The 25,618-nt window shown below is 46.5% G+C and carries 22 protein-coding genes; 16 read left to right on the top strand and 6 right to left on the bottom strand.

Annotation, left to right across the window (positions count from 1 at the left end; genetic code table 11):
* Positions 1-199: 199 nt before the first annotated feature.
* Genes DDR33_RS14160 through DDR33_RS14150 form a run of 3 tightly spaced genes read left to right on the top strand, consistent with a single transcriptional unit; the run spans position 200 to position 6,128 of the window.
* Positions 200-3,253 (top strand): SusC/RagA family TonB-linked outer membrane protein, encoded by a 3,054-nt coding sequence (locus tag DDR33_RS14160; protein ID WP_109416459.1) that lies wholly within the window; start codon positions 200-202, stop codon positions 3,251-3,253.
* A 25-nt stretch (positions 3,254-3,278) separates the two neighbouring features.
* The gene (locus tag DDR33_RS14155) at positions 3,279-4,820 is read left to right on the top strand and encodes a RagB/SusD family nutrient uptake outer membrane protein (RefSeq protein WP_158280753.1); all 1,542 of its coding nucleotides are present in this window, start codon (positions 3,279-3,281) and stop codon (positions 4,818-4,820) included.
* A gap of 24 nt (positions 4,821-4,844) precedes the next feature.
* Positions 4,845-6,128, top strand: coding sequence for a glycoside hydrolase family 2 protein (locus DDR33_RS14150; RefSeq protein WP_202913743.1), 1,284 nt, complete (start codon positions 4,845-4,847; stop codon positions 6,126-6,128).
* A gap of 69 nt (positions 6,129-6,197) precedes the next feature.
* On the opposite strand, the gene DDR33_RS14145 is transcribed toward DDR33_RS14150, so the two are convergent.
* From DDR33_RS14145 to DDR33_RS14135, 3 genes are all read right to left on the bottom strand, one after another.
* Entirely contained in the window at positions 6,198-6,707 is a 510-nt protein-coding gene (locus DDR33_RS14145) for a TlpA family protein disulfide reductase (RefSeq protein ID WP_109416456.1), read from the bottom strand.
* A gap of 138 nt (positions 6,708-6,845) precedes the next feature.
* Positions 6,846-9,242, bottom strand: a complete 2,397-nt coding sequence (locus tag DDR33_RS14140; RefSeq protein ID WP_109416455.1) for a TonB-dependent receptor — start codon at positions 9,240-9,242, stop codon at positions 6,846-6,848.
* A 193-nt stretch (positions 9,243-9,435) separates the two neighbouring features.
* The gene (locus DDR33_RS14135; protein ID WP_146198773.1) at positions 9,436-9,840 is read right to left on the bottom strand and encodes a hypothetical protein; all 405 of its coding nucleotides are present in this window, start codon (positions 9,838-9,840) and stop codon (positions 9,436-9,438) included.
* 303 nt (positions 9,841-10,143) lie between these two features.
* Here DDR33_RS14135 and DDR33_RS14130 point away from each other — a divergent pair, with 303 nt between their 5' ends.
* Genes DDR33_RS14130 through mnhG form a run of 7 tightly spaced genes read left to right on the top strand, consistent with a single transcriptional unit; the run spans position 10,144 to position 15,835 of the window.
* A complete protein-coding gene (locus DDR33_RS14130) occupies positions 10,144-12,453 on the top strand; it encodes a putative monovalent cation/H+ antiporter subunit A (protein ID WP_109416584.1) in 2,310 nt (769 codons plus the stop codon).
* 1 nt (position 12,454) lies between these two features.
* A complete protein-coding gene (locus DDR33_RS14125; RefSeq protein WP_109416453.1) occupies positions 12,455-12,868 on the top strand; it encodes a Na+/H+ antiporter subunit B in 414 nt (137 codons plus the stop codon).
* A 2-nt stretch (positions 12,869-12,870) separates the two neighbouring features.
* Positions 12,871-13,227, top strand: a complete 357-nt coding sequence (locus tag DDR33_RS14120; protein WP_109416452.1) for a Na+/H+ antiporter subunit C — start codon at positions 12,871-12,873, stop codon at positions 13,225-13,227.
* On the top strand, positions 13,224-14,726 hold the full coding sequence (locus DDR33_RS14115; RefSeq protein ID WP_109416451.1) for a proton-conducting transporter transmembrane domain-containing protein: 1,503 nt from the start codon (positions 13,224-13,226) through the stop codon (positions 14,724-14,726). Before DDR33_RS14120 ends, DDR33_RS14115 begins: the two co-directional genes overlap by 4 nt.
* A gap of 7 nt (positions 14,727-14,733) precedes the next feature.
* Positions 14,734-15,210: a Na+/H+ antiporter subunit E gene (locus tag DDR33_RS14110; RefSeq protein ID WP_109416450.1), complete on the top strand. Its 477-nt coding sequence runs from the start codon at positions 14,734-14,736 to the stop codon at positions 15,208-15,210.
* Positions 15,207-15,479, top strand: coding sequence for a cation:proton antiporter (locus DDR33_RS14105; RefSeq protein WP_109416449.1), 273 nt, complete (start codon positions 15,207-15,209; stop codon positions 15,477-15,479). Before DDR33_RS14110 ends, DDR33_RS14105 begins: the two co-directional genes overlap by 4 nt.
* A complete protein-coding gene (gene mnhG / locus DDR33_RS14100) occupies positions 15,476-15,835 on the top strand; it encodes a monovalent cation/H(+) antiporter subunit G (protein ID WP_109416448.1) in 360 nt (119 codons plus the stop codon). The genes DDR33_RS14105 and mnhG overlap by 4 nt, the downstream gene beginning before the upstream one ends.
* 65 nt (positions 15,836-15,900) lie before the next feature.
* Here the strand turns inward: mnhG and DDR33_RS14095 are convergent, their stop codons facing one another.
* On the bottom strand, positions 15,901-16,302 hold the full coding sequence (locus DDR33_RS14095) for a hypothetical protein (protein ID WP_146198772.1): 402 nt from the start codon (positions 16,300-16,302) through the stop codon (positions 15,901-15,903).
* A 278-nt stretch (positions 16,303-16,580) separates the two neighbouring features.
* Between DDR33_RS14095 and DDR33_RS14090 the strand changes: the two genes are divergently transcribed.
* The 3 genes from DDR33_RS14090 to DDR33_RS14080 are packed head-to-tail and all read left to right on the top strand — an operon-like array spanning position 16,581 to position 19,312.
* On the top strand, positions 16,581-17,492 hold the full coding sequence (locus DDR33_RS14090; RefSeq protein ID WP_109416446.1) for an oxidoreductase: 912 nt from the start codon (positions 16,581-16,583) through the stop codon (positions 17,490-17,492).
* An 18-nt stretch (positions 17,493-17,510) separates the two neighbouring features.
* Complete coding sequence (locus DDR33_RS14085; protein ID WP_109416445.1) at positions 17,511-18,476, top strand: SDR family oxidoreductase; 966 nt, start codon at positions 17,511-17,513, stop codon at positions 18,474-18,476.
* Positions 18,477-18,502: 26 nt separating this feature from the next.
* Positions 18,503-19,312 (top strand): helix-turn-helix transcriptional regulator, encoded by an 810-nt coding sequence (locus DDR33_RS14080; RefSeq protein WP_109416444.1) that lies wholly within the window; start codon positions 18,503-18,505, stop codon positions 19,310-19,312.
* Here DDR33_RS14080 and DDR33_RS14075 read toward each other — a convergent pair.
* Complete coding sequence (locus DDR33_RS14075) at positions 19,309-20,148, bottom strand: alpha/beta hydrolase (protein ID WP_109416443.1); 840 nt, start codon at positions 20,146-20,148, stop codon at positions 19,309-19,311. The genes DDR33_RS14080 and DDR33_RS14075 overlap by 4 nt on opposite strands.
* Positions 20,149-20,336: 188 nt before the next feature.
* Here DDR33_RS14075 and DDR33_RS14070 point away from each other — a divergent pair, with 188 nt between their 5' ends.
* From DDR33_RS14070 to DDR33_RS14060, 3 genes are read left to right on the top strand one after another with little or no spacing between them, the layout of a single operon-like run.
* Complete coding sequence (locus DDR33_RS14070) at positions 20,337-22,718, top strand: TonB-dependent receptor (protein ID WP_109416442.1); 2,382 nt, start codon at positions 20,337-20,339, stop codon at positions 22,716-22,718.
* A 51-nt stretch (positions 22,719-22,769) separates the two neighbouring features.
* Entirely contained in the window at positions 22,770-23,990 is a 1,221-nt protein-coding gene (locus tag DDR33_RS14065) for a PepSY-associated TM helix domain-containing protein (protein WP_109416441.1), read from the top strand.
* A 22-nt stretch (positions 23,991-24,012) separates the two neighbouring features.
* Complete coding sequence (locus DDR33_RS14060; protein ID WP_109416440.1) at positions 24,013-25,152, top strand: alpha/beta hydrolase-fold protein; 1,140 nt, start codon at positions 24,013-24,015, stop codon at positions 25,150-25,152.
* Here the strand turns inward: DDR33_RS14060 and DDR33_RS14055 are convergent.
* Entirely contained in the window at positions 25,118-25,561 is a 444-nt protein-coding gene (locus DDR33_RS14055) for a carboxymuconolactone decarboxylase family protein (RefSeq protein ID WP_109416439.1), read from the bottom strand. The two genes, DDR33_RS14060 and DDR33_RS14055, sit on opposite strands and share 35 nt — an antisense overlap.
* Positions 25,562-25,618 lie beyond the last annotated feature (57 nt).

Below are 25,618 nucleotides of genomic sequence, written 5' to 3'. Positions count from 1 at the left end.
TTGAAACCGTACAGGACACTGGTTTGTAGTATAATTGTCGTAAGACAAAAACAACCAATTATACAAATTCAGGCATTTTGCAGGGGAAATGAAGTATCATTCCATGTACTTGCAAAGTCGTCTCTATTCTATTTTTGCTAACTAACTATAAACTAACTAAAGTCTACAATTCCAAAAAACTAATCAAAATTTACCAGGTATGAGAAAAAAAGTAACCCTATTACTTGTTACATTCTTATCTGTTGTCAACACCTATGTAAAGGCACAGAACAGGATGATCTCGGGAACTGTCTTAGACGGACAGGGCAATCCCGTCACCGCTTCAGTGATAGTAAAAAAAATCTCCACTATCGGAACTACAACATCCGCTACGGGAGCATTCAGCCTCTCAGTTCCGGAAACCGCTGATTCATTAATCGTTTCGGCAGTTGGATACATCAGACGGATTGTTGCGATCACAAATTCCCCCATGCTTATCCGGCTTCAGGGAGACGCAGCACTCAATCTCAGTGAAGTTGTCGTCGTGGGATACGGTACGCAACGAAAAGGAGACCTGACAGCACCGGTTGCAACAGTCGACATGAGCCAGGCAGTCAAGCGTACAGTGGCTGCGCCCATGGAAGCCTTACAGGGTACAGTAACGGGAGTGCAGGTAGTGAGCACCGGTGCTCCCGGGGCCCCCCCCACGGTTCGTATCAGAGGCGTTGGTTCGTTTAATAATGAAAGCCCCTTGTACGTAGTCGATGGAATGTTCATGAACGACATTAGTTTCCTGAATCCCAATGACATCGCCGACATGTCGGTATTAAAGGATGCATCAGGCGCCGCCATCTATGGAGTAAGGGCGGCAAACGGCGTAGTTATCGTTACCACAAAAAAGGGAAGCCTGAATATGAAACCACGGATTACTTACAATGGCTATGTGGGTATACAATCACCTAATAACGTCCTGAAAATGGCAGATGGGGCACAATACGCCGCATATGCTATCGCAAAGGGGGAACAAAGTATCGTAAACGCCTCAATAACCAGGTTTGGCGGCCAGGCGGACAATCCCGCTATGAATACGGACTGGTATGATGAACTGCTCCGTTCAGGTGCAATGATAACAAACCATAATGTAGATATACAAGGGGGCAGCGAGAAAATTACTTATACTTTCGGAGCAAACTACCTTGACCAGGATGGGATTATGGATGCAAAAAACTATGTGCGCAGGTATAACATCCGTATGCAGACCGAGGCTAAAGTATTTGATTGGTTAAAGGTAGGAATGACGGCTCATCTCAATAATTTCAAAAACTTTTCGCCTAATAACACTGCATTTCGTCAAGCCTACTTTGCATCACCGTTATATCCGGCATATGACGAAAGTCAGGAACTCGCAACTCCCGTTAAATTCGGCACCAGTCAGTCATTAGGCATTAACAGCGGCTTTTGGTTTAATAACCCTGTCGCTACCGCATACTATAACTACAATGAAAGCAAAGGCTTCCAAATATTGCCGAATGTTTATGCCGAGGCACAGTTCTGGGGCCGAAAGCTGACCCTGCGCTCACAGATCAGTCAGCGATATCAATCATCACACGGGATTCAATACACACCTGTTTATTACATTGATAATAACCAGCGGTCAGACAGATCTTACTTACGTTCGGCACAGGGACGAAACACTGACTATATTCTGGACAATTTGCTCACTTACCGGGACAATGCAGGAGCACATCACTGGACTATATTGCTTGGTCACTCAATAAGAGAAGAACGCTGGCGTGAGACCTGGGTATCAGCCAATGACGTGCCGGAAGATAGTGAGTTTTGGTATGTAGGCCAGGGGGCTCAGGGTATTGGCTCGGCTACCGGCTATGGAGAAGGAGGCTTCCGTAACGCAGGAGTCTCCTACTTCACTCGGGGTACATATGACTACGACAACAAATATCTGCTAACAGCGACCTTCCGTGCAGATGGGAGCTCTAAGTACCAGACAAAATGGGGATACTTCCCTTCTGTAGGGTTAGGCTGGGTCATCAGCCGGGAAAACTTTATGAAAAACCTGGCCCTGTTCGATAACTTAAAAATCAGGGGAAGCTGGGGACGGTTGGGGAATGATGCCATTCAGCCAAACGCTGGCTATGCTATCGTAAACTCGGGAAATGCGAACTCGGGAATTTTTGGAAGTATTGGATCAACCAACGGCGTTCGTGAACCGGGATACACCGTAAACAGATTCTTCACACGAGTACGTTGGGAAGTTGTTGAAGAGTGGGATGGCGGACTTGATTTCACAGTGCTTAATAATCGTTTAAACGGCACCATAGATTACTATCACCGGGAAACCAGGGACCTCGCATTTAGTCGTCCGCTACCCTTCATGTGGGATCAGGTGTATGGAAACTGGGGACGCGTTGCGAACAGCGGCTGGGAGGTTGGCCTCAACTGGAAAGATAAAATCGGTCAACTTGGCTATTCAATCGGGGTGAATGCTACTACACTCAAAAACAGGGTAGTTGACCTGGGTGGACTTGCTAATATTATGAATGGCTTCCCCGAATGGACCGCAGAATTTCCTGCGCGAATTGAAGAAGGCAAACCTATAAACTATTATTATGGGTATGAAGTAGCTGGTGTTTATCAGAATCAGGCTGAGATCAATGCAGATCCAATTGCAAGCAAATATAATCAGGCTAACCCTGGAAGCCCTATCCAGCCAGGATACTTAAGATTTAAAGACCAAAATAACAATGGAGAACTGGATCAGGAAGACCGTGTTAATCTTGGAAACTACCTGCCTAAACTTACATACGGGCTCCAGTTAGCACTGAACTATAAACAATTTGATCTAAGTGCGGTACTGCAGGGCGTTTCAGGAAACAAAATTCATAATCTTAATCGCGCTATGAGGCGTAAATACGGGCAGATGAATGCAGATGCTGCTTTCATAGAGGGACTCTGGACCGGAGAAGGAACAACAAACAGTTACCCTTCTGCACAAGGAAGTGTTGCTCCATGGAACTTGCAGGCGAGCTCCTTTTTCGTCGAAAGCGGCGCTTATCTTCGTGTACAGAACATTCAGATCGGATACAGTTTTAATATCCACAGATCTATCCCGATTCGCATTTATGCTACGGCCGACCGGCCTTTCATTTTCACGAACTACAATGGTTTTACGCCTGAAGTATCGGGAATGGGATATGATGCAAACGTGTATCCTGTATCGTCGACTTATAGTTTAGGCTTACACGTTACGTTTTAGTTCAACACATTAATTAATGATCATTATGAAAACTATACAATATAAAATGCTCGCGGGATTCCTCTGGGTGTTGTTCTGCAGCGGATGTGAAAAATTCCTTGATAAGCCATTAGAGAACCAACGCCGTTCTGAAGGAATTGACTATACTAATCTCTCATTGATGTACGCACCAGTCTCGGGAATATATAGGGCAGCTGCCGATGACCGGCTGGTACATTGGATAGATCTCTCTATACGATGCGTCAGGGAGGACGACTACCAACAGGGAGCCCCTAATCCAAATGACAACCCAGAGCTGATGAGCATTAAGAATTTTCAGCGGGATGCCACAGTACAGTCTTACTGGGGCATTAACCAGTCCTGGATCAGCTACTTTAGCCTGGCCATTGCTGCAAACAGTGCACTGACAGAACTGAACATGTTTGCCTCAACCATTCCTGCCGGCAACAATACCGATGCTGCCCTAAACCGGCGTTACCAGGCTGAGGTGCGGTTTATTCGGGCTTATGCGCATCTTATGGCCAGCAGACTATTTGGTGACGTGCCAATTCTCACCGATAGTGACGATATTACCAGACTGGCTACAGTTAAAAAAAGTACCATAGCAGAAGTTCGTCAGTTTATCATTGATGAAATGAATGCATGTATACCAGATCTTGAAGACGCCAGACCGAACCAGGCAGCACACCAAGGCTCCGTAACACGTTATTCTGCTTTGTTACTAAAGGCCAAAGCAGCAGCGGATCTCGCCGGAAATGATAACGCCAGTCCACATTGGACTACTGTTCTGGAGGCTACAGACGCGATTATCAATAGCGGAAAATTTTCCCTTTATACTGATTTTTACCAGCTGTTCAAGTTGCCGGGAAAACTTTGTAACGAATCGCTCTTTGAGCTGCAGTATTCAGACTTTGGTCTTCCAACAGGAGATATCGTTCGCCCGGGAGTGGACTGGGGCACATTCTTCAGGTGGCAGGGACCGTCAGGCGATCAGAAAGGTAGTCCGATTTCCGGTGCTGGCTGGGTGCCTCCATCGCAAGATATTGTAGACTTCCTAACTGAACGAAATGATGCGATACGGCTTAAGACGACTATCATCCCATATGGAGCGACCCCGGATACTTATGCAACGACGCCGAGTGGTGATAAAATATACGGCAACACGTTTGGCATTAAGTACTTTAACGGAAAAACATACCTCCCAGCCTCTCAAATGACACCGGGGCGTACGGAATATGGCGCTAACAACAACGTTCGTATTTTGCGGTATTCTGATGTATTGCTGCTAAACGCAGAAGCCAGGGTACGCAAAGGCCAAAGTGGTGACGCTCCTTTCAACCTGGTGCGGGCACGAGCCGAACTTGCACCAATCACAGGTGTCACACTTGCTCAGATACTGGACGAACGCCGGGCTGAGTTTGCGTGTGAGTGGTGGGGGGAACGCTTTAACGACCTGGTACGTACAGGAAGGGCCCGGCAGGTCTTCGGATCACGGTTCATTCCGGGTCAGAGTGAGTATCTGCCGATCCCGCAAGCTCAACTTGATGCCAATACCAATTTAAGATAAAACAAGCTGAATCAGGAATATATAATGAGAATTTTATGCTTTTTATTTGGGCTGCTGTTTTACATAACAGCAGCAGCCCGGCAACCACAGCAAGGTGTTGCAATTAAGAAAAATGGTCAGAGCTTTCAGCTATACATAGACGGCGTACAAACCTATATCAAAGGTGTTGGGGGAACCAATGCCCTGGGCGTCGCCAGTGCGTCAGGCGCTAATGCCTTCAGAACCTGGAGCGGCTCTGTAGAGTCAGTTAAAAGCGACCTCAAACTCGCCGCCGCCAATAACATGTATATCCTGCAAGGCATTTCCATGACAAAGGATTCAGCTTCGTATTTTGACGAAAATTATAAAAACAAAGTCCGCGCAAATGTGCGGGAGCTCGTGCAGGCATACAAAGACGAACCCAGGATACTGGCATGGGCGCTCGGCAACGAGATAGAGCTGGGTAATGCCAATATAGGCGCCGCCTGGCTTTTTGTAGAGGAACTCGCCCAACTTATCAAGTCAATGGATAAAAGGCATCTGGTTATTACGGTCATTGCCCATAACGAATCTGCATTAGATTCGATTGCACGTCTTGCCCCTTCGCTGGATTTTGTAGGAATCAACAGTTACGGATCGATTGTCTCTATTGCCGGGATGGTAAATCGCTCTGACTATAAAGGAGCATTTATGGTCACTGAATGGGGTCCGACCGGCTTCTGGGAAGTGCCAAAAACGACGTGGGGAGCACCGCTGGAACAGACCAGTGAAGAGAAAAGACAAGTCTATGAGCAGCGTTATAATAATTACATCCTGGCGAACAAGCGTTGTCTGGGCTCGTTTGTTTTCTTATGGGGACAGAAACAAGAGCGTACGCCTACCTGGTTCAGCATGTTCCTGGAGAAAAATGTTAAAGGGCTTCCTCTAAAAGGTGAAAAAACGCCTATGGTTGAGGCAATGCAGCGGGTCTGGAACCAAAAAGAACCACCCCAGACTGCTCCGGTTATCCGCGCCATGCGGATAAATAAACAAACTGCATCTGACAACATACGTATCCGCGCAGGAGAAGCAATCTTAGGAGAAGTGGACGCTACCGACCGTGAACAGAGAAAATTTACCTATGTATGGGAAATCCTTAAAGAGGCTACGGTGCTGGGCTTTGGTGGCTCTTATGAACCCAGACCAGAAAGATACGGGAAGGCAGTAACCACCGACGGCGGCCAGATCAAGACCTCTGTTGGAGAGGCAGGGAATTACCGTCTATTTGTTTATGTGCTGGATAATACGGGATTTGCTTCAACAGTGAACATTCCTTTCCAGGTCTTCTGATCTGCAGATATTCCGGCCGCACCTGTGAAGCGGCCGGAATTGTTATTATTCTTTTTAATAGTTTTTACCTTATTTTAGCTTCTCTTCTAAAAGTTTGAGCATTTGACTGAACTCCTTTGGATCGTAGCCAATGGATTGATAAATAATTTTTCCGTCTTTATCGATAATAACGTTTCGTGGAATAGACTGCGTTGCATACAGGCTGAAGATCTTTCTCCCTTCATCAGGCAGCACGGGGAAGGTAAATCCATTTTGCTGTTTAAAAGGAGTCACCTTATCCCAGCCTTCCTCCCTCGCAAACACGAGAAGCGCAAACCTGGGATTATTCTTGTAAATCTTCCATATATCTGACTCTACCCTGGGGAGCTCAGCACGGCAAGGCGGGCACCATGTTGCAAAAAAGTTTATCATAACGATTTTGCCTTTATAATCCTCTAGTTTAGATATGCTGTCCCGGGTTAGCTGAAAACTAAATCCTGGTGCAGACTGCCCCACTTTCGTAAGAGTGGACTGATCATCCTTCTGTGCCCGGAGGCTGAGTCCGGCAATAAGTAACAGGAGTAGAAAAATATTCTTCATTGTTTTTTTGGCTCAAATTACCCTGTAAAGATAGCAAGATAAGAGAGCAAACGAAGAAGCTGCTCATTGTACAGCCGACAAAAAAACACCTGCCGGAAAACAGCAGGTGTTTAGTATGCTAAATAAATAATCCCTGTATCAGAACCTGTAGGACACCGATAAGCGGAAGTTTCTGGGTGCTTCAGCCTGCCAGTAATAATATGTGCCGTAAGCGGCCCCGCTGTAAAGATATTTATCGAGGATATTGAAGACGTTACCGGTCACTTTAATTTTGTCCTTTTCCCAGAACAGCCCTCCGTCAAGCCTGAAGTAAGAAGGAAGGTCCTTTTGCCCGCTGCTTGCCCAGGTCCATGAGCTGCGGTCGGTCTGGTAGGTAAAGCCGGCAGAAACTCCTGATCCTTTCAGCACACCACTTTGCAGCTTATAGGTGAGCCAGGTGTTAATATTATGCTTGGCATAACCGGCAATTTTGGTACCTGCCGGAATTTCTGCTCCGTATTCCTCTACCGATTTCGTAATCTCGTAGTCGGTAAGGGCATAGTTGGCTACTACATTCAAACCTTTAACGATTTCTCCCCGTACATCAAACTCGATGCCCTGCGCCCGGCTCTCACCAAGCTGAAGCGAAACCGGGTTGGCTGGTGTGCTGTTGGGGGAAGCAGACAACTGGTTCTTTTTCAATATCCGGTATACGGAGAGGTTGCTGCTCCATTTGCCGTCGAACCAATCTCTTTTCAGCCCGAATTCGATATTATTTCCGGTAACGGGGTCCGGTGCTTTTCCACTCTCCAGTTTTCCGTCCTGGGGAAGAAATGTCTGATCGTATAAAGCGTAAGCGGAAGTCTGATTATCTACCGACACACTTAATCCTACACGAGGTGTAAATTTGTTATCCTTAAGAGTGGTAGTTTCCCCGGCTGCTGTAGATTCCTGTTTCAAAAAGGTATACCTCCCGGCCAGAGTTAAACGAACTTTGTTTTCGAGGAAGCCAAGTTCATCCTGAAGATAAAGTCCGGTATAAGCCTGATCAGTGATGGATGCAGCTCTGTCCTTTATATCAATGGAACGGTTAAATGAGGGAATCCCGTTAGCCGGAGAACCATATACCGGGTTGTATATATTGAAAGGCTGTTGTTCAGAGTCAAGGGCTAAAGCCTGACTCCAGTCAAACCAGCCCTGCTTCTTCCCAAGATCGATGCCTCCAAGGATCCGGTGTCTGACGGCGCCCGTCCGCACATCTCCGTTCACGAAGACCTGCCCGAAACGATAGTCGAGGATGGCGTCGAAATTATAGAGAGTCCTGATAATGTCTCCGTTTGGCAAAACGTTTGCCGGCCATATATCACTGGATAATTGCTTATTAAAGAAATAAGCGCCTTGTGCTGTCAGCTTCCATTTGTCATTGAACCGGTGCTGAAAATTCAGGAATGCACTGTGATCGTTTACTTTTGTTGGTTTCAGGTCTGGTTCTGAGATGGTGAATTCACGGGGCAGAATGGCATAACCATCCGTCGCAAACACATAGGCTGATCCAAGGTCGGACATTTTTACATGCTGATATGTGTATTCGGCGGTTACAGTCGTTTTATCCGATATCTTATAGGAAAGTACGGGCGCTACGATGTACCGGTCATTGAACTCATAGTCACGGAATGATTTTTTATTCTGAGCCATCATGTTCAGGCGGTAAAGCAGCTTACCTGACTTTACGAGCTTTCCGTCCAGGTCCAGGGAGCCCCTGTAGAGATCATAGCTTCCGAAAGTTACGGAAGCTTCGCCGCCGAAATCACGGCCGGTAGGCTTTTTGGTAACGACATTATAAATACCTGCCGGTTCGCCGTTGGACATTAAGAATCCTGACGGGCCTTTCACAAACTCGATATGGTCAACAAAGCTCATATCCTCATTCACCGGGCCCCAATCCGACGTTACATTAAAACCATTTCTGAAAGCGGAAGCACGGGTTCCTCTCATATTGACTCTCGTATATATTTCGCCCCAGTGTTCGAGGCGGGTTGCACCGCTGACGTTGCGCAAAACCCCGTCACTCAGGGTCAACGCCTGCTGATCAGCCAAGGCTGTCGATGTGATGATCTGTATGTTCTGAGGAATCTCGAGCAAGGGTTGATCCAGCCGTAATGACGAAGATGGTTTATCTACTTTATATTTATTCCTCGCACCGGAGATAATAACTTCCTTCAGCTGACCCAGGTTTTCAGTAAGCTCGAAGTCTGCTGTAACGGTTTCACCGGCGTTTACCACGACGCTCTTCTCCTGAGACTGCAATCCGACCGCTGTTACTTTTAGTATATAACTTCCGGGTTTAACTTTATTGATCTGGTACTCACCACCCTCATTCGTAATGGCCCCGCTTTTAGCCCCGACTAAGGCAACAGATACATATCCGGCTGGCTTTTTATCAGACGTCGTGATACGTCCTTTTATTATTCCGTTCTGCTGTGCCATCATCGCAAAAGGCATTAACAGGCAAAGGATAAGGAAAGATAATGAAGAGATGGGTATATTTTTGCTCATTGAATTTGGAATTAATCTAAATAAAAGACAAAGAAAGAAACATTTTCTGTTTAGGCAAAGACTTTTTTTCCGATATCGGAAAATTTTCACGCCATGACCAAAAGTCCGTCGCAACCATATCAAAGAAAAGCGCCTGCCGGATAGCCAGCAGGCGCTTTTGATCTATGATGGGGTATACGAAATTTTAACCCGATTATTTTCTTAGCTTCTCAATTTCTTTCAGATCCAGATCATTAGGGGATCCCCAGTTAAAAGCAGGTGCCTGAAATTTTAAAAATTCGATATCCCTGTTATTGATATCATCTGTTGTTCCCCATTCAAATGCAGGAGCGTTGATTGCTTTCACTTCCGCAGTCGTACGTGCCGGGGCATTTACTTCTTCCGGATCCCCCCAGACGAATGCAGGCGCTTTAAACATGGACCGTTTTAGTTTTTCAATTTCCATATCACTCAAGTCGGAAGGACTTCCGAATTCAAATGCAGGAGCTTTGATGCTAACAGCAGTCGTTTCGCTCTTCATTTCTCTTCTCTCATCAGCAGAAGCAGTAAATACTGTGACGAACAATACAGCGGCGGTAAGTGTAGCAAGCGTTTTCATATCTTTGATTTTTAAGTTATTATCCTTTTGTTGAATCAAATATAGAGCGACCTGCTCCGCTCATCAATAAGGATTAGGCAGACCTTCGAAAGCTTCCGGCGAATGCCGGAATTAAACCGGTAAAAAAGCGGGCCGGTTACAGTCCAGTGGCTGCTATTAATGGCACTCAGTACAACCCGGTGCGACCGGCTATTCCAAACAAACTCTTTGCTGCATTTGTAAATTAATAGTAGTTTGGTCATCCAGAACAATTTTGTTCTTTCTCATTGTGGGGCGTTTGCTGCACATAAAACCAGAAAAAGCATGCTATTAACGATACTATCCGGCTTCCTGGCGTCCATTCTTCTAATCCCTTTCGGCAGATACCTCCGGTTCGAACGCGGCGGTTTTATGGCGCTTTTACCTGCTTTGCTGTTTCTGTATCTGTTAAGTTACATACCCGTGATCGGGAGAGGGGAAGTGCCGTTTGAGCACTATGAATGGGTTCCTTCTCTGGCTGTCAACCTTGACTTCAAAATGGACGGGCTGTCATTGCTTTTCAGTCTCCTGATAACCGGCATTGGCACACTGATTTTTCTATATGCGGGGTCCTATATGAAGGGGCAGGCATACGCCGACCGGTTTTACGGGTTTTTATACCTGTTTATGGCTTCTATGCTCGGACTGGTATTGTCAGATAACATTCTCCTGATATTCATATTCTGGGAATTAACCAGTATCAGCTCTTTCTTCCTCATCGGTTTCAATAACACCGATCCTGCATCACGGAAAAGCGCTTTAACGGCTTTGGCGGTCACAGGTCTCGGAGGCTTCTTTCTCCTGACTGGAATGATCCTCATGGGAAATATCGCCGGGACAAATTCGATCAGTAAGCTCACGGAACTGGCGGCTGCAATCAGGGCGGACAATCTTTATCCTTTGATCCTGTCCCTGGTGGTAGCGGGAGCATTTACCAAATCGGCACAGTTTCCCTTTCACTTCTGGTTGCCGGGAGCAATGAAAGCACCCACGCCGGTTTCCGCTTACCTCCATTCGGCGACCATGGTAAAAGCAGGTGTATTCCTCCTGGCCCGCCTGTCGCCAGTCCTGGGTGACACCACTGCGTGGTCGTATACCCTGATGACAGCAGGAGGCGTGACCATGCTGTATGCGGCTGTTCATTCGCTGCTCCGGACCGACCTGAAGGGAATCCTGGCTTACTCTACAATTTCTGCCCTTGGGGTGCTGACCTTTCTGATTGGATTAGGTACTCCGGAAGCGCTCACTGCCGCTGTCACGTTTACAGTTGTCCATGCTCTCTATAAAGCATCGTTATTTCTCACCACCGGGATCATTGATCATGAAACCGGCACACGCGACATATCGGGGCTGTCGGGATTGAGGAAGGTACTTCTGCCTGTTTTTTTTGCAGGCATTCTCTCAGCATTATCAAGCGCAGGCATGCCGCTCCTGTTTGGTTTCGTATCAAAGGACCTTATTTATGAGGCAACGCTGCATGCTGAAGGCCAGTTTGCTGTTTTCTTTACATCGATCATGGTGTTAACCAATCTCTGCCTTGTAGCCGCCGGATTCATGGCAGGGATAAGACCCTTCACGGGGGCTTTGCCGCCTGAATATTCCGGGCTTCATCTGCCGCACTGGCAAATGTGGGTACCGCCCCTGCTTCTTGCAATTTGCGGATTGTTCTTCGGTGTCCTGCCGGCTATTGCCGGGGGCAGCATCGTCTCTCCGGCGGTCAACGCAATGACTCCAGAAGAAACAGAAGTCCACCTGAAAGTATGGCATGGCTTCAATACCGTGCTGGCACTCAGCGTGGCAACGCTTGCTGCCGGCACAGGCCTGTACTTTTTAAACAAGCCCGGAATCAGGAAGCTCCGGTTTGCCGAAAGGTTCGAAAATCTTTCGCCCGCTGCCTTTTCGGGAAGGATCACAGCAGGTTTCACCCGTTTCTCTTCCTGGTATACCAATATCATGCACAACGGATTCCTTCGGTCGTATATCCTTAAGATCATCATCTTTGCCGAGATCCTCCTCGCCTGGGAACTGCTCGGAGGTGGCCCGGTTTACATCAATTTTGACCGTCTTTCTTCTGCCGGCATTTATGAAATTGTCAATATCTTAATTCTCATACTGGCAGTGGTACTGACCGTTACCACCTCGTCCCGGCTCACAGCTGTTGTGGCAATGAGTGTGGTTGGCTATGGCATCTGTCTGATGTTCGTTTACTACAGTGCCCCCGATCTGGCCATGACGCAGTTTACGATTGACACACTGACGGTTGTACTCTTTGTTTTTGTGCTGTTTAACCTCCCTCCTTTTCTCAACGTGGCGAACAAAAAGATTATGACAAGAGATGCTGTAGTTGCACTGGCTTTCGGTTCTATTCTGTCTATTACTGCACTGAAGGCACTGCAGGAACCGACAGAAACAACCGTCAGTAAATTTTACAGCGACTTTGCTTACACACTTGCCAAAGGAAAAAATGTTGTAAATGTTATCCTGGTCGATTTCAGGGGATTTGATACCATGTTTGAAATAGTGGTGCTGAGCATCGCCGCGCTCGGGGTATACAGTTTAATTAAATTAAAGTTAAGGCCTTCAGAAAAAGAGTAATATGAAAAGTACGATTTTACAGGCAGCATCCCGGTATCTTCTTCCGATCCTGCTGCTTTTTTCCATTTTTCTACTGCTCCGCGGACATTACTATCCGGGAGGAGGATTTGTGGGCGGGCTGGTAGCCTCCATCGCATTCGTGCTTCACAGCTTTGCACACGGCACAGATAACACGATGAAGATCCTCCGGTATAAACCGCTTTCGCTGATACCGGCAGGATTGGGAATTGCGGCGTTATCCATGTTCCTGCCTGTTTTGTTTGGGCAGCCTGTTATGACCGGACTTTGGATAAACCAGCCTCTTCCCGTTATCGGGATGGTTGGAACCGCTTTGTTTTTCGACCTGGGAGTGTATCTCGTTGTTGTCGGAGTAGTACTCACTATATTATTTACAATTTCTCTGAATACTCATTGATTATGGAACTCCTGCTGATCTTTCTCATAGGTATTTTGTACGCCGCAGGAATTTACCTGATGCTGAGGAGGAGTATGGTCCGCCTGCTTTTGGGGATCATGCTGCTGGGCAACGGCTGCAATCTACTGATCTTTCTTTTAGGCAACATCACGAAGGGAAAGCCTCCTGTTATTGCAGAACATGCAAAAACCTTCACGGATATCTATGCCGACCCTGTTCCGCAAGCTTTGATACTCACAGCGATCGTGATCAGCTTTGGACTTACATCGTTTGCCATCGTTCTTTTGAAGCGCGTATACCTGCTGGTGAATACAGACGACCTGGATGGACTGAACACCCCTGAGGAGGAGGATCTATGACAGACAATCAGATCATTACACCGGTAATCGTTCATTTATTCACCGCTATCCTGCAACTGGTATTCTGGCGAAAAACAGTGACACAGCGGATCCTGAGCATAACAGGCTGCCTGATCGGATTTGCATTATCGCTTAACCTGTTTACTAAGGTTCTTCAGGGCGGTATTCTCACAATGAATGCGGCTAACTGGCAGCCCCCCTTCGGGATTGTCTTCGTGGCAGATCTCCTGAGCTCCACTCTTGTACTGCTCACATCTGTATCAGCCCTGGCTGTATGTATCTTCTCTGCTACGGGTATTGCCAGGTCCAGAATGCTGTATGGATACTTCCCTATATTTCATTTCCTGGTAATGGGTCTCAACGGAGCTTTTCTTACCGGCGATATCTTTAACCAGTATGTCTGGTTCGAAGTGATCATTATCGCATCGTTTGTTCTTCTGACACTGGGCGGAAGAAAGGCACAGCTGGAAGGTGCGGTAAAATACATGGCACTTAATATTCTCGCCTCCACGTTCTTTCTGACCGGAATCGCCCTGCTTTACGGCATTACGGGCACTCTCAATATGGCCGATCTCAGCCAGAAGGTACCGCTGGTAAAGGACCAGTCGATGGTGAACTTAATTTCGGTGTTCTTCCTGACGGGTTTTGGGATAAAGGCAGCGGTGTTTCCCCTGTACTTCTGGCTGCCCTCTTCCTACCACACACCGCCATCTGCTGTTGCGGCGATATTCGGAGGCCTTCTTACCAAAGTGGGGCTTTATGCGTTGTTTCGCTTCTTCACTCTTGTGATCGTGCCCGACAATACCATCAGGATCATTCTGATGGGGATGGCTGTGCTGACCATTCTTACCGGTGCTTTCGGAGCTATTATTAAAAACAACATCCGGCGCTTGTTCTCTTATTTAATTGTCTGCCATATCGGTTTTATTATAGGAGGATTAGGGACGTATTCGAAAGTTGCTTTCGCCGGAGCCATATTTTATCTCATTCACGACATTATGGTGAAGACCAATATGTTCCTCATCGCAGGCCTTATCAGGCAGCTGAGAGGAACGATGGATATGGACCGTCTTGGCGGCTTGTATGCAGGTTATCCCAAAATATCGCTGCTCATTGCAATCGTCCTGTTTTCGCTGACAGGAGTTCCTCCGCTTTCAGGCTTCTGGCCTAAAATACTCCTCTTCAGCGCCGCATTCGACACCAGTAACTATGCCTTTATTGGCAGCCTGGTACTTGGCAGTTTTATTACGTTGTATGTTGTGGCCAGGATGTGGTCGAAGGTGTTTTGGAAAAGTGCACCTGAAGATCCGCCTCCTGCAAACAATTTCGACCTTCTCTCTCCGTTAAAAAAGACATCACTGGTGCTTCCGGTCTGTATCCTGGCATCTTCTTCTCTTTTTATCGGGCTGAATGCAGAGTTTATCGCAAGAGTGGCAGATACTATTTCCAATGAAATGATCGACACAACTCCTTATATCAAAGCAGTGTTAGGTAAATGATAGAATTATGGTAAGAAACTTGTTAATGAACATCCTCCTGTCGTTTATATGGGTAGCGCTCACAGGTTCGCTGTACTATTCTAATTTTGTTTTCGGCTTTCTTGCAGGTTTCTTTATCCTGTGGGTGATGAACCGGAATGAAACAGACCAGCGCTATTTCACCAAGGCTCCCAAAACAATTGGTTTTATATTTTACTTCCTGTATGAAATGATCATGGCCAACATCCAGGTTGCCTATGATCTGATCACTCCGAAATATTTCTTCAAACCAGGGATCGTAAGATACCCTATGGAAGCACGGTCTGATATCGAGATCAACCTGTTATCTACCATTATCTCCCTGACGCCGGGCACCCTGATTATGGATATCAGCGAGGACAAGAAGTCACTTTATATACATGTAATGTACCTGAAAGATAAGGATACATTTATAGCGCAGATCAGGAACGGATTTGAAAAACGACTTTTAGAAATTATGCGATGAGCCTCGATTTATATTTTGACTATATCATTTTTCCAATCCTCTCCGCATCGGTAGCGCTTACGTTTATCCGTTTGCTGAAGGGGCCCGGCATTGTAGACAGGGTAGTGGCCCTGGATCTGATTATTACCATCGGGATTGCCCTGATCACCGTCTACAGTATCCGATCAGAGGAACCCGTATTCCTGGATATTGCAATGATCTTCGCGCTCATCGCCTTTCTTGGCACTATCGCCTTCGCATTTTATTTAGATAAAAGGGAGAGAAAATGACAGATATATTAATTGCCATCATCAGCACAATCGGCGCACTCGCCATTCTTGTTGCCTCCATCGGAATCCTGAGAATGCCGGATTTTTACCTCCGGCTATCGGTTACGGTAAAGGCCGGAACCCTGGGAACAGGCTGTTTGCTCGCATGCGCGGCTTTTATGTTTGACGATGTATCGGTAACAACTAAAACAATATCGATTGTTTTCTTTTTGATCCTAACTAACCCGATCGGGGCACATTTGATCGCAAAAACTGCTTACCACACCAAAGTAGAGAAATGGAAAGGTACTCACATTGACGACCTGGAAAGCATTAATGAGAAAACGGAAACAGAAGCGATGGACAAACAAGAATAAGTACCCGCTGTAACCAGCAGGTGCTTTCAGTATATATGATGGAGTTTATGAACGTTCAGATAATATTACTTCTTTAACCTGGCCAGCTCTGAAAGATCTACGTCATCGGGGGTACTCCAGATGAAGGCAGGAGCCTGAAATTTCAGAAGTTCAACATCCGGGGTGACTTCATCAGCCATTCCCCATTCAAATGCCGGTGCTTTTATCTCTTTCACTGTTGCCGGCTTAAGTCCGGAAAGATTTGCATCCTCAGGGCTCCCCCAGATGAAGGCAGGAGCCTTAAAGGCCGAAAGCTTCAGGCTCTCGATCTCACGGTCATTTAAATCGGATGGACTGCCGAACTCAAACGCAGGAGCTTTGGTACTAACAGCGGTGGTTTCGCTCTTTGCTTCTCTTCTTTCATCAGCAGAAGCAGTAAATACTGTGGCGAATAATACAGCGGCGGTAAGTGTAATCAGCGTTTTCATATCTTTGATTTTTAAATTATTATCGTTTTGATGAATCAAAGATAGATCGGGTTCAGCCCATCATCAATGAAGATTAGGCGGATACAAGAAGCTTTTCGGTAAACGACGGAATTTAAACGGCGAAAAGATCATGATAATACGCCCCAGGTGTTCGCGGTCAAAAGCAAACTGATGCCCCTTTCCGGCATGAACGTCTGAACAAACAAAACTTGAACTTTTAAACAAACTTCCATCTCCATCAAACCCGGATCTTTGTATCCTATAATCAACAAATTAGTATGTGGACAAAGCGTGATATCCCGGACCTGACGGGAAAAACAATTATAGTGACCGGGGCTAATACCGGGATTGGTTACGAAACCGCACTGGCACTTCACCAGGCCGGTGCAGATGTGATAGCAGCTTCCAGGGACCTGGAAAAGACGGAGCAGGCAATCAGCAGAATGAAGACTTCCAGCAAGGGAAATGGAATGCTTGAAGCCATGGAACTCGATCTGGCGGATCTTAAAGCGGTGAGAGAATTTTCGGAGGCATTCAAAGACAGGTATAAGAAACTGGATATACTCATCAATAATGCCGGTGTCATGCTCCCGCCACCGTCTCTGACGGCCGACGGGTTTGAATTACAGTTCGGCGTCAACTTCCTGGGGCATTTTGCGCTGACAGGATATTTGTACCCTCTCCTGGTACAGGCGGCAGGAACAAGGGTTATTACGCTAAGCAGCGGAGCTGCGACCCAGGCAGAATACATCGACTTCGGAAATGTCAGACTTGAAAAGCCGTATGATGCACAACTCGCCTACGCAGTAAGCAAACTCGCGGACATCCATTTTACAAGGGAACTTCACAGGCGTCTGGAGGCAGTAAAAAGCCCGGTCATTTCGGCGGCGGCTCATCCCGGAGTAGTGCGCACCGACCTTCAGCGTCATATTCCGGCAGAAACGCTGGAGCAGGCATTTGCACAATTCAGTGAGATCATGGAGCCATGGCAGGGAGCATTGCCTTCGCTCTTCGCAGCCACAGACCCTTCTGTTTATGGAGGTGCCTTGTATGGCCCCGATGGTGACAGGGAATTTGCAGGTTATCCGGCACTTTCGGCGCATCATACCGAGGCCATGAATAACGAGGCGGAAGCAGGCAAATTATGGGCTTTTGCTGAAGGAGTGACCGGCATAAAATTTCCGTTTTAAAATAACAGAGTAAATACTATGAACAGAATTAAAGAAACCGTACTGGTGACTGGCGGTACCGGCTTTGTCGGAATACATTGCATATTACAGCTTCTTGAACAAGGGTTCAGCGTGAAGACGACCTTAAGGTCGGTAAGCAGAAAAGACGAAATCATTAGAGGATTGCAACTGGCAGGTGTTTCATCCCCTAAACACCTCTCCTTCATTGAAGCTGACCTGACGAATGATCAGAATTGGGACATCGCTGTACAGAACTGCGACTATGTCCTTCATGTGGCCTCTCCTTTTCCCGGAAAAGAACCTGAGGATGAAAACGAACTGATCATTCCTGCCCGAGATGGCGCCTTACGCGTTCTGAAGGCAGCGCGGGATGCGGGTGTAAAAAGAGTAGTACTGACCTCGTCGTTTGCCGCAATAGGTTACGGAGCCGACCGTAAAGATCATGTATTCACAGAGAAAGACTGGACAGACGCCAACGCTCCTGTTCCTGCGTATATCAAATCAAAAACGCTCGCAGAGAAAGCAGCCTGGGAATTTATTGAACGTGAAGGCGGCGGACTGGAACTGACAGTGATCAACCCCGTAGGAATTTTTGGCCCGGCAGCCGGAGGCATTTCTTCGGCATCCATAGATACCGTTGTGAAGGGCATACTAAACGGAGTTGTTAAGGAAAGCCCGAACTTTACATTCGGGGTAGTGGATGTCAGGGATGTAGCCCAAATACATCTGCTCGCGATGACACATCCTGAAGCGGCGGGAGAACGGTTCCTGGCGACATCCGACGGAGTCATGAGTTTCGCTGATGTCGCAGGGCTGATCAAAAAAGAGCGGCCGGCTTTTTCTGATAAGATTGCGGAGATGAACAGCACTGAAAGCCATTATTATATCAGGATGTCGAACATGAAGGCCCAAACTTTATTAGACTGGCACCCGCGGACTAAGGAGGAAGCGATACTGGCAAGTGTGGACAGCCTGGTAAATTGATTATCTTTACCTGACTGTTTTCCACCATGAAGTTTAACAACATACAATCCTGCCATCTCGGCCCGGAAATTTCACCGGAACAATATATACCCGAACATTTTTTCCTGTTCCTTCTGAAAGGATCTATGAAAGCTTATGACGGACACAAGCATTACAGGATAGAAGAAGGCGATTACTGCATAGCGCGCAAGAACCATCTTGTGCGCTATACCAAACACAGGAAAGACGGTGCTTTTGAAAAGGTTATCATTGTCCTGGACGAGGCTTTCCTGAAAAGTTTCCAGACCAGACATGACGTCAATGTCCCGGACTTCACTCCAAACACCGATTCATTTTTATTTATAAAAGAGGATAAACTGGTCAGGAACTTCATTTTATCGCTGGACCCGTATTACAACGGAACTGAGCAGATCGATGAAACGTTCGCAGACATTAAACGGGAAGAATTACTGTTGATCCTGCTGCGGAACAACCCCTCGCTGGCTGGTGTATTTTTCAATTTCGGACAACCCCAGAAAATAGATCTTGAAGCGTTCATGCACCGCAATTTCCGCTTCAATATTAGTATTGAACGTTTTGCGTTTCTTACAGGCAGGAGCATTTCGTCTTTCAAGCGTGATTTTTATGATCTTTTCAAAGAAACTCCCGGCCGGTGGCTTACAAGAAAACGACTGGATGAAGCCCGCTTTCAGATCGAGCACCATGGAAAACGCCCGGGCGATGTCTATCTCGAAACAGGCTTTGAAAACCTGTCGCACTTTTCGTTCGCCTTCAGAAAACACTTTGGGGTCAGCCCGGCAGAAGTCGCAGCCAACAGGCAGCTCTCCCGGAATTAATTCTTTTTTTCCCCGGCTGCATTCATCGGTGCAAGAAAACTGGTTATCCGGGCGATGTAACGATCACCCGACACCTGCCCGGTTAGAACATCATAAGACTGCAAATGATCCCCGTCATACACCTGGATTTGTCGCTTCACAGGGTTTTGCGCAATTATCTGCCTCGCATCGGCCACAGTAGTAAGACTGTCTTTCAGCCCGGCAAAAATGAGCAGGGGAATATTCAGCTTCTCATAATGGAGTGAGACAGATGAATCATCCTGCGGCAACGTGATCTTTCTTGATTCAGTCGCAAAGTAACGTTTCTGCAATAGTACGGGATCTAACACAGCCCCATCGAATACCAGAAAATCAACGGGTTCGGATTGGACAGCCCTGATTGCAGTCACAGAACCTGATGAAATTGCCAATACTCCGGTAAGCTTATTCTTCTTGTTCTTTTTTGCATGAGTTATTGCGGCCTTCAGATCAAGTTCAAACTCATTATAGTATAACTGCTCCCTCTGCATCGGAAAGTCCTGACTTTCGCCGAAGCCGCGGTAGTCGAAAAGTAGTACACGATAACCAGCTTTCGAGAGGGCTCCTCCGCGATACAACCAGTCCGACATGTTTCCTTCACCATTACAAGCTATAACGATCGTAATCTTTTTGTCTGTCTTTTCAGCCGGCTGCAATTCCCATGCTTTTAATTTATAATGATCAGACGTTGTTAGCGTCAGGTCCTTATAATTCAACTTCAGTGTTTCGGGAGTCAGACTATATTTTCTTTCAGGCTCTACGGCATCACTTGAACGACAAACAGCCAGCAGAAATAAAATGATCATCAGCCTCTTCATATCGGAATGTTTTTAGTTGTATAAAATTACCAAATCTTCCAGATACAGCTTCATTGCTTTTATTAACGTTAAACGTCATCGACATGGTACACGGCAAGATCATCGCTATTTAGATTAATTAAAAATAATATTGATCTGATAGATTTAATTCCTTTTCTTTGTCGCAATTTAGAACCGATCCAAATAACATGAAAACACCTTTTACTCTTTCACAATTTATCTGCATCATCCTTCTCCTGTTCTCCACTACTGCGTTTGCACAAACGGCTGAGATCAGGGGACGCATTACGACCAGTGATAATCAGCCGGCTGCAGGAATTTCTGTCAGGCTGGTTGGCCACCCGGGCGCGACGATAACAAATCACAAGGGAGAATTTACGATCGCCCGCGTTACACCGGGCACCTATACATTAAAGGCTTCTGCCATCGGGCTTGAGTCACAGGAAAAGCTGGTGGAGGTCAAAGCTAATACCACTGAAACCGTTAATTTTATGCTTAATGAGGATCTCACCCAACTGGAAGAAGTAGTGGTAAGCTCGCCGGCCAAAAAATTCGCTGAGAAAAAAAGTGAATATGCGGCCCGGATGCCGCTCAGCAATCTTGAAAATCCGCAGATATATACCGTAGTTCCGAAAGAGCTCTTTGTTGAGCAGGTCAGCACTGATCTTAAAACCGCTCTACAAACCGTCCCCGGCCTTACGAATATTACGCAGGGGGTGGGTTCAGGAGGTATAGGCCTTTCAATCAGGATGAGAGGGTTCAGCGGGACGAACGCCGGCGGTGCGATACGGAACGGCATGGCTACCAACTGGGTATCTCTTTCAGACCCTGTTAACCTGGAAGCCATAGAAGTTATCAAAGGGCCATCCTCTACATTATTCGGCGGCGTCCTGGTTTCTTATGGTGGCCTGGTGAACCGCGTGACCAAGAAACCGTACAGCCAATTCGGCGGATCGGTTGACTACAGCACCGGCAGCTTCGGACTCAGCCGGATAACGGCAGATGTGAATGCACCCCTGAATGAAGAAAAGACACTTCTCTTCCGTTTAAATGCGGCCTATCACAATGAGAAAAGTTTCCAGGACTTTGGACGCCAGAACACACAGGTAATTGCGCCTGCACTGACATATAAGGTAAATGACAAACTTACCTTGGATCTGGATCTTGAGTTTTACAATACAGAACGTAATACGACATATATAGGCAGCATTGGTTCCAATGTTAAAGCAAAAGGGTTTGACGACCTGAATCTGGATTTTAAAAAGTCGTTCACCAACAACGATATGCTAAGCTCTTCGAAGATCTTTAATGCTTACTTCAGGGCCAGTTATAAACTATCTGAAACCTGGACATCTCAATCTGATTATTCTTATGCCAACTCAGATAATAATGCGAACTACCTGTTCCTGAAACTGGCAACAGACAGCACTTTCTCGCGCGAACCTATGAGTATCCCAAGTACTTTCGGCGTACAGCAGTTCCAGCAAAATTTTGTTGCCGACATGAAGATAGGGAAATTGAGAAACCGCCTTCTGGTGGGTCTTGACTACTCGCAAATTACATCTGCCGACAGAAGAACAGGACAGATTGCTCTGGACAAAATACAGTTTGCAGGAAAAAACATTTCAATCCCCGATTTTCCGGTTGACTTTTACCGCGATACCATTGCCATGGCGGCACGGTTCCCGGCAAATAAAAAATCCACTGCAAAAAGGACACAAAACAGAAGAAATTATGAGACTTACAGCGCCTACTTCTCCGATGTACTTAACATTACAGATCAGCTGATCACCATGATCAGCCTGCGTGTTGACCGTTACTCGAGTGAGTTTGACGATTTTAAACAAACATCCTGGTCTCCTAAGCTTGGACTGGTCTATCAAGTTGTGAAAGACAAAGTGTCATTGTTCGGAAATTACATGAACGGGTTTGCCAATCTAGGCCCTTATTTAGCGTTCGGAGATGAAAACAAGGAAGCCAAACCAGAGCATGCAGAACAAATAGAAGGAGGAGTAAAACTTGAACTTCTTGGAAGCCGGTTAAACGGAACCTTAAGCTATTACGATATTAAAGTTAAAGATAAGGTGCGTGTTGACCCTGACCATGCAGGTTATTCCTTACAGGATGGCACTCAACTTAGCCGAGGTTTCGAGGCCGACCTCATCGCTAATCCTTTTGCAGGACTGCACATGATCTTTGGCTATGGTTACAACTTCAGTAAATACACCAATGCAGCTTCAAATATCAACGGGCTCCGGCCAACATCCGCACCAAAAAACACTGCCAATACCTGGATAAGCTATAAAATACAGGACGGGAGCGTACGCGGTCTTGGTTTTGGCCTTGGAGGTAATTATCAGAGCGATGCATACTTCGTGAACACAACTGCATCGTCCTTTAAAGTTTCTGGTTATACCAGGCTGGATGCCTCAGCCTTTTACGAACAGCCAAGATACCGGTTGAGCGCAAAAGTCAATAACTTCACCAATGAACATTACTGGACGACGGATGCCTGGGCTTTCCGGGAAAATCCGCGGCAACTCATCTTTAATATATCCTATAAGTTCTAATTAATGAAACCCGGCATCTTTCAGGTGCCGGGCTTTTTAAATTAAAGATAAATGAGAATCAGAAGAAAACCGAATGACGCTCCGCCAAAGAAAGGCTCTAAATCTGCTTTCGGTAAATTTATAGCCTGGATTCATCTATGGCCAAGCCTCATTTCTGCGATTATACTGATCGTTGTATGCCTCACCGGTACGATTATCGTCTATTGCGACGAAATAATAAACTTTGCGAACAGGGATGTTCTGTATGTACAACACGTAAAGAAGGAAAAATTGCCTGTAGAGACCCTGATCGCAGGCTTCAGGAAAGAATACCCAGAAAGGAGAAACCCGGGATACATGGTAACTTACCGCGACCCGGCCAGGACTGTAAAATTCAATTCGTTTGATAAAAAAAAGGGATTGCGCCTGGTTTATATGGATCCCTATACCGGCAGGATCCTGAAAGACGACGGCACGATCTATTTCTTCTATATCACTGCGCACCTGCATAACTCGCTTCTCTGGCATGGCACAGGAGAGTGGATCATTGACATTGCAACGATTATTTTCCTTGTCGAACTGATCACGGGGCTGATTCTCTGGTGGCCTGCAAAATGGACTAAAACCACCCGAGAGCAAAGCTTCAGGATCAAATGGAAAGCAAGGTTCAGGAGACTCAACTATGACCTCCATAACGTACTGGGCTTTTATTCTCTTACAGTTGTCGCCATCCTGACCATAACAGGCCTGATTATTGCCTTCAAGCCTCTTGCCGGATTTACAGTATCCTCGTTTGGCGGCGATCCGTCACATGCCTGGGAGAAGAAATTGCCCGCTTTTAAACGGGAAAAACAGCCGCAGGACCTTTACAGGATCATAGACCGGGCATTTGCGGACCAGCCATGGGCACAGGAAGCACGGGTGTCGACCTATACACTTGACTCGGCCGGCTACTATATGTTTTCACTTACGCGTATGGCAGGCTTGAAAAGCCAGGATGGCAATTTTCCAGTATTTGCAGACCGTTATACGGGAGCAACCCTTAACATTCCCGAGGGAGCAATCCTGCACGAGAATATTGAAAACACTTACTGGTCACTTCATATGGGGACATGGATGGGCTGGTTTGGGAAGCTGGTCACCTTTACAGGCGGGCTGATTGCGACGAGCCTTCCCATAACAGGCTTTTATATCTGGTGGGGAAGGCGAAATAAAAAGAAGAGGCCACAAAGACTAGGGAAAAGTAATTCTGCTGAGCGTACCATTACACCGCAGAACCACGCTGTTAACTAATTTCATTCAGTATTTATTTTCAATGAAACCAATCGCATTACTGGTAATTACTATATTTTTAATATGCGGAGTTAAAGGGCAGGACCAGATGCAGTCTAACTCTGTCACCATCGGCACCAAACATAAACTGAAATCGCATATTCTGAATGAAGTGAGAGAATACTGGGTCTCTTTACCACCAGATTACTATTCTACAAAATATGCTCCGGCGAAGTACCCGGTTGTCTATCTTCTTGATGGAGACGCTAATTTTCATTCATTTACCGGAATGGCACAAGCACTTGCAAGCGGGGCCTATTCAAAAGTACCTCAGATGATCATAGTCGGTATTTTGAACACCGACCGTACCCGGGACCTGACCCCTTCGAATTCTTCCAGGGAAGCTTTCTTTGACAAATCAGTGCCACTCTACAAAAACAGCGGCGGGAATGCCAGCTTTATTCGTTTTCTTGAAGAGGAACTGATCCCCCACATCAACTCAAGTTACCGTACCGATGACTACAGGATTCTTACCGGCCATTCTTTTGGCGGACTGACAGCAGTTAATATCCTCCTGAACCATACGCCCCTGTTCAATGCCTATATCGCGATTGATCCAAGTCTCTGGTGGGATAATACCCTCTTGTTAAAACAAGCCGACAGCCTCTTTAAAAAAAGGGAGTTTAAGGGGGTAGTACTGTTCACCGGGCGGGCATTTAAAGAATCTGTTCCCGAAGACACCACGACAGACATGGCCCGTTCAAACATTGCATTCCACCAGTTGCTGGATAAATATAAGCCGGCAGGCCTGAAATATAAGTATCAGTATTATCCGGACGATGACCATGGTACTGTACCGGTACCAGCATCTTACGATGCCCTGAAATTTATCTTCGGGCAGCACCGGATCCACGTAAAGCAGGCGGTAAAAGATCCGTCATTGGTTACAAAGAGTTTCGAAAGGCTTTCAAATGACCTTCATCATCAATTCCGACCCTCTGAAAGCTGGCTTGACTGGATGGGATCTTATTGCCTGAAGATCGGAAGACCAGACAAGGCCAGTGATTTTTTCAGAATGGCGGCTGAACTTTACCCGGACAGCCCGGAAATCGTGCGGTACCGCAGCAAAATTCAGCATGATGCATCCACTAATTATTCGGAACGGGCAACAGGCTCGAAATAGCCAGTCTGTTCCAGGCATTAATCGCTACTACAGCTATGATGAGCTGAGAAAGATAGTCTTCGTCGAAAAACTCCAGGGCTTTCCTGTACGTGTCTTGTGTTAAGCCATGCTGACTGATCAGGGTGACTTCTTCGGTAACGGCGAGGACGGCTTTCTCTTCCTCAGTAAACAGATCTGTCTCTTTCCAGGCATTCAGTAAAAAGATCCTTTGCGGCGTTTCGCCCATCTTCAGCGCATCTTTCGTATGCATATCCAGGCAGAAAGCACATCCGTTGATCTGCGAAGCACGGATCTTCAGTAGTTCACGGTGTGATTTGCTGACCCGCCCGGAGTTAAGATATTGCTCAAGACCATAGATTGCTTTCACTGCCTGCGGCTGTGTTTCGATGATGTTTATTCTCTTTTCCATATTCTGATTTTTTAATTGTTAATGATTACACAACAAAGATCAGAAAGCCGGGAGCCA

Origin of the sequence: Pararcticibacter amylolyticus (assembly GCF_003130405.1) — a bacterium.
In the GTDB taxonomy this organism is placed as follows: Bacteria; Bacteroidota; Bacteroidia; order Sphingobacteriales; family Sphingobacteriaceae; genus Arcticibacter; species Arcticibacter amylolyticus.
The sequence above is the reverse complement of the archived record's forward strand: the minus strand, read 5'-3'. Positions and strand labels throughout refer to the sequence as shown.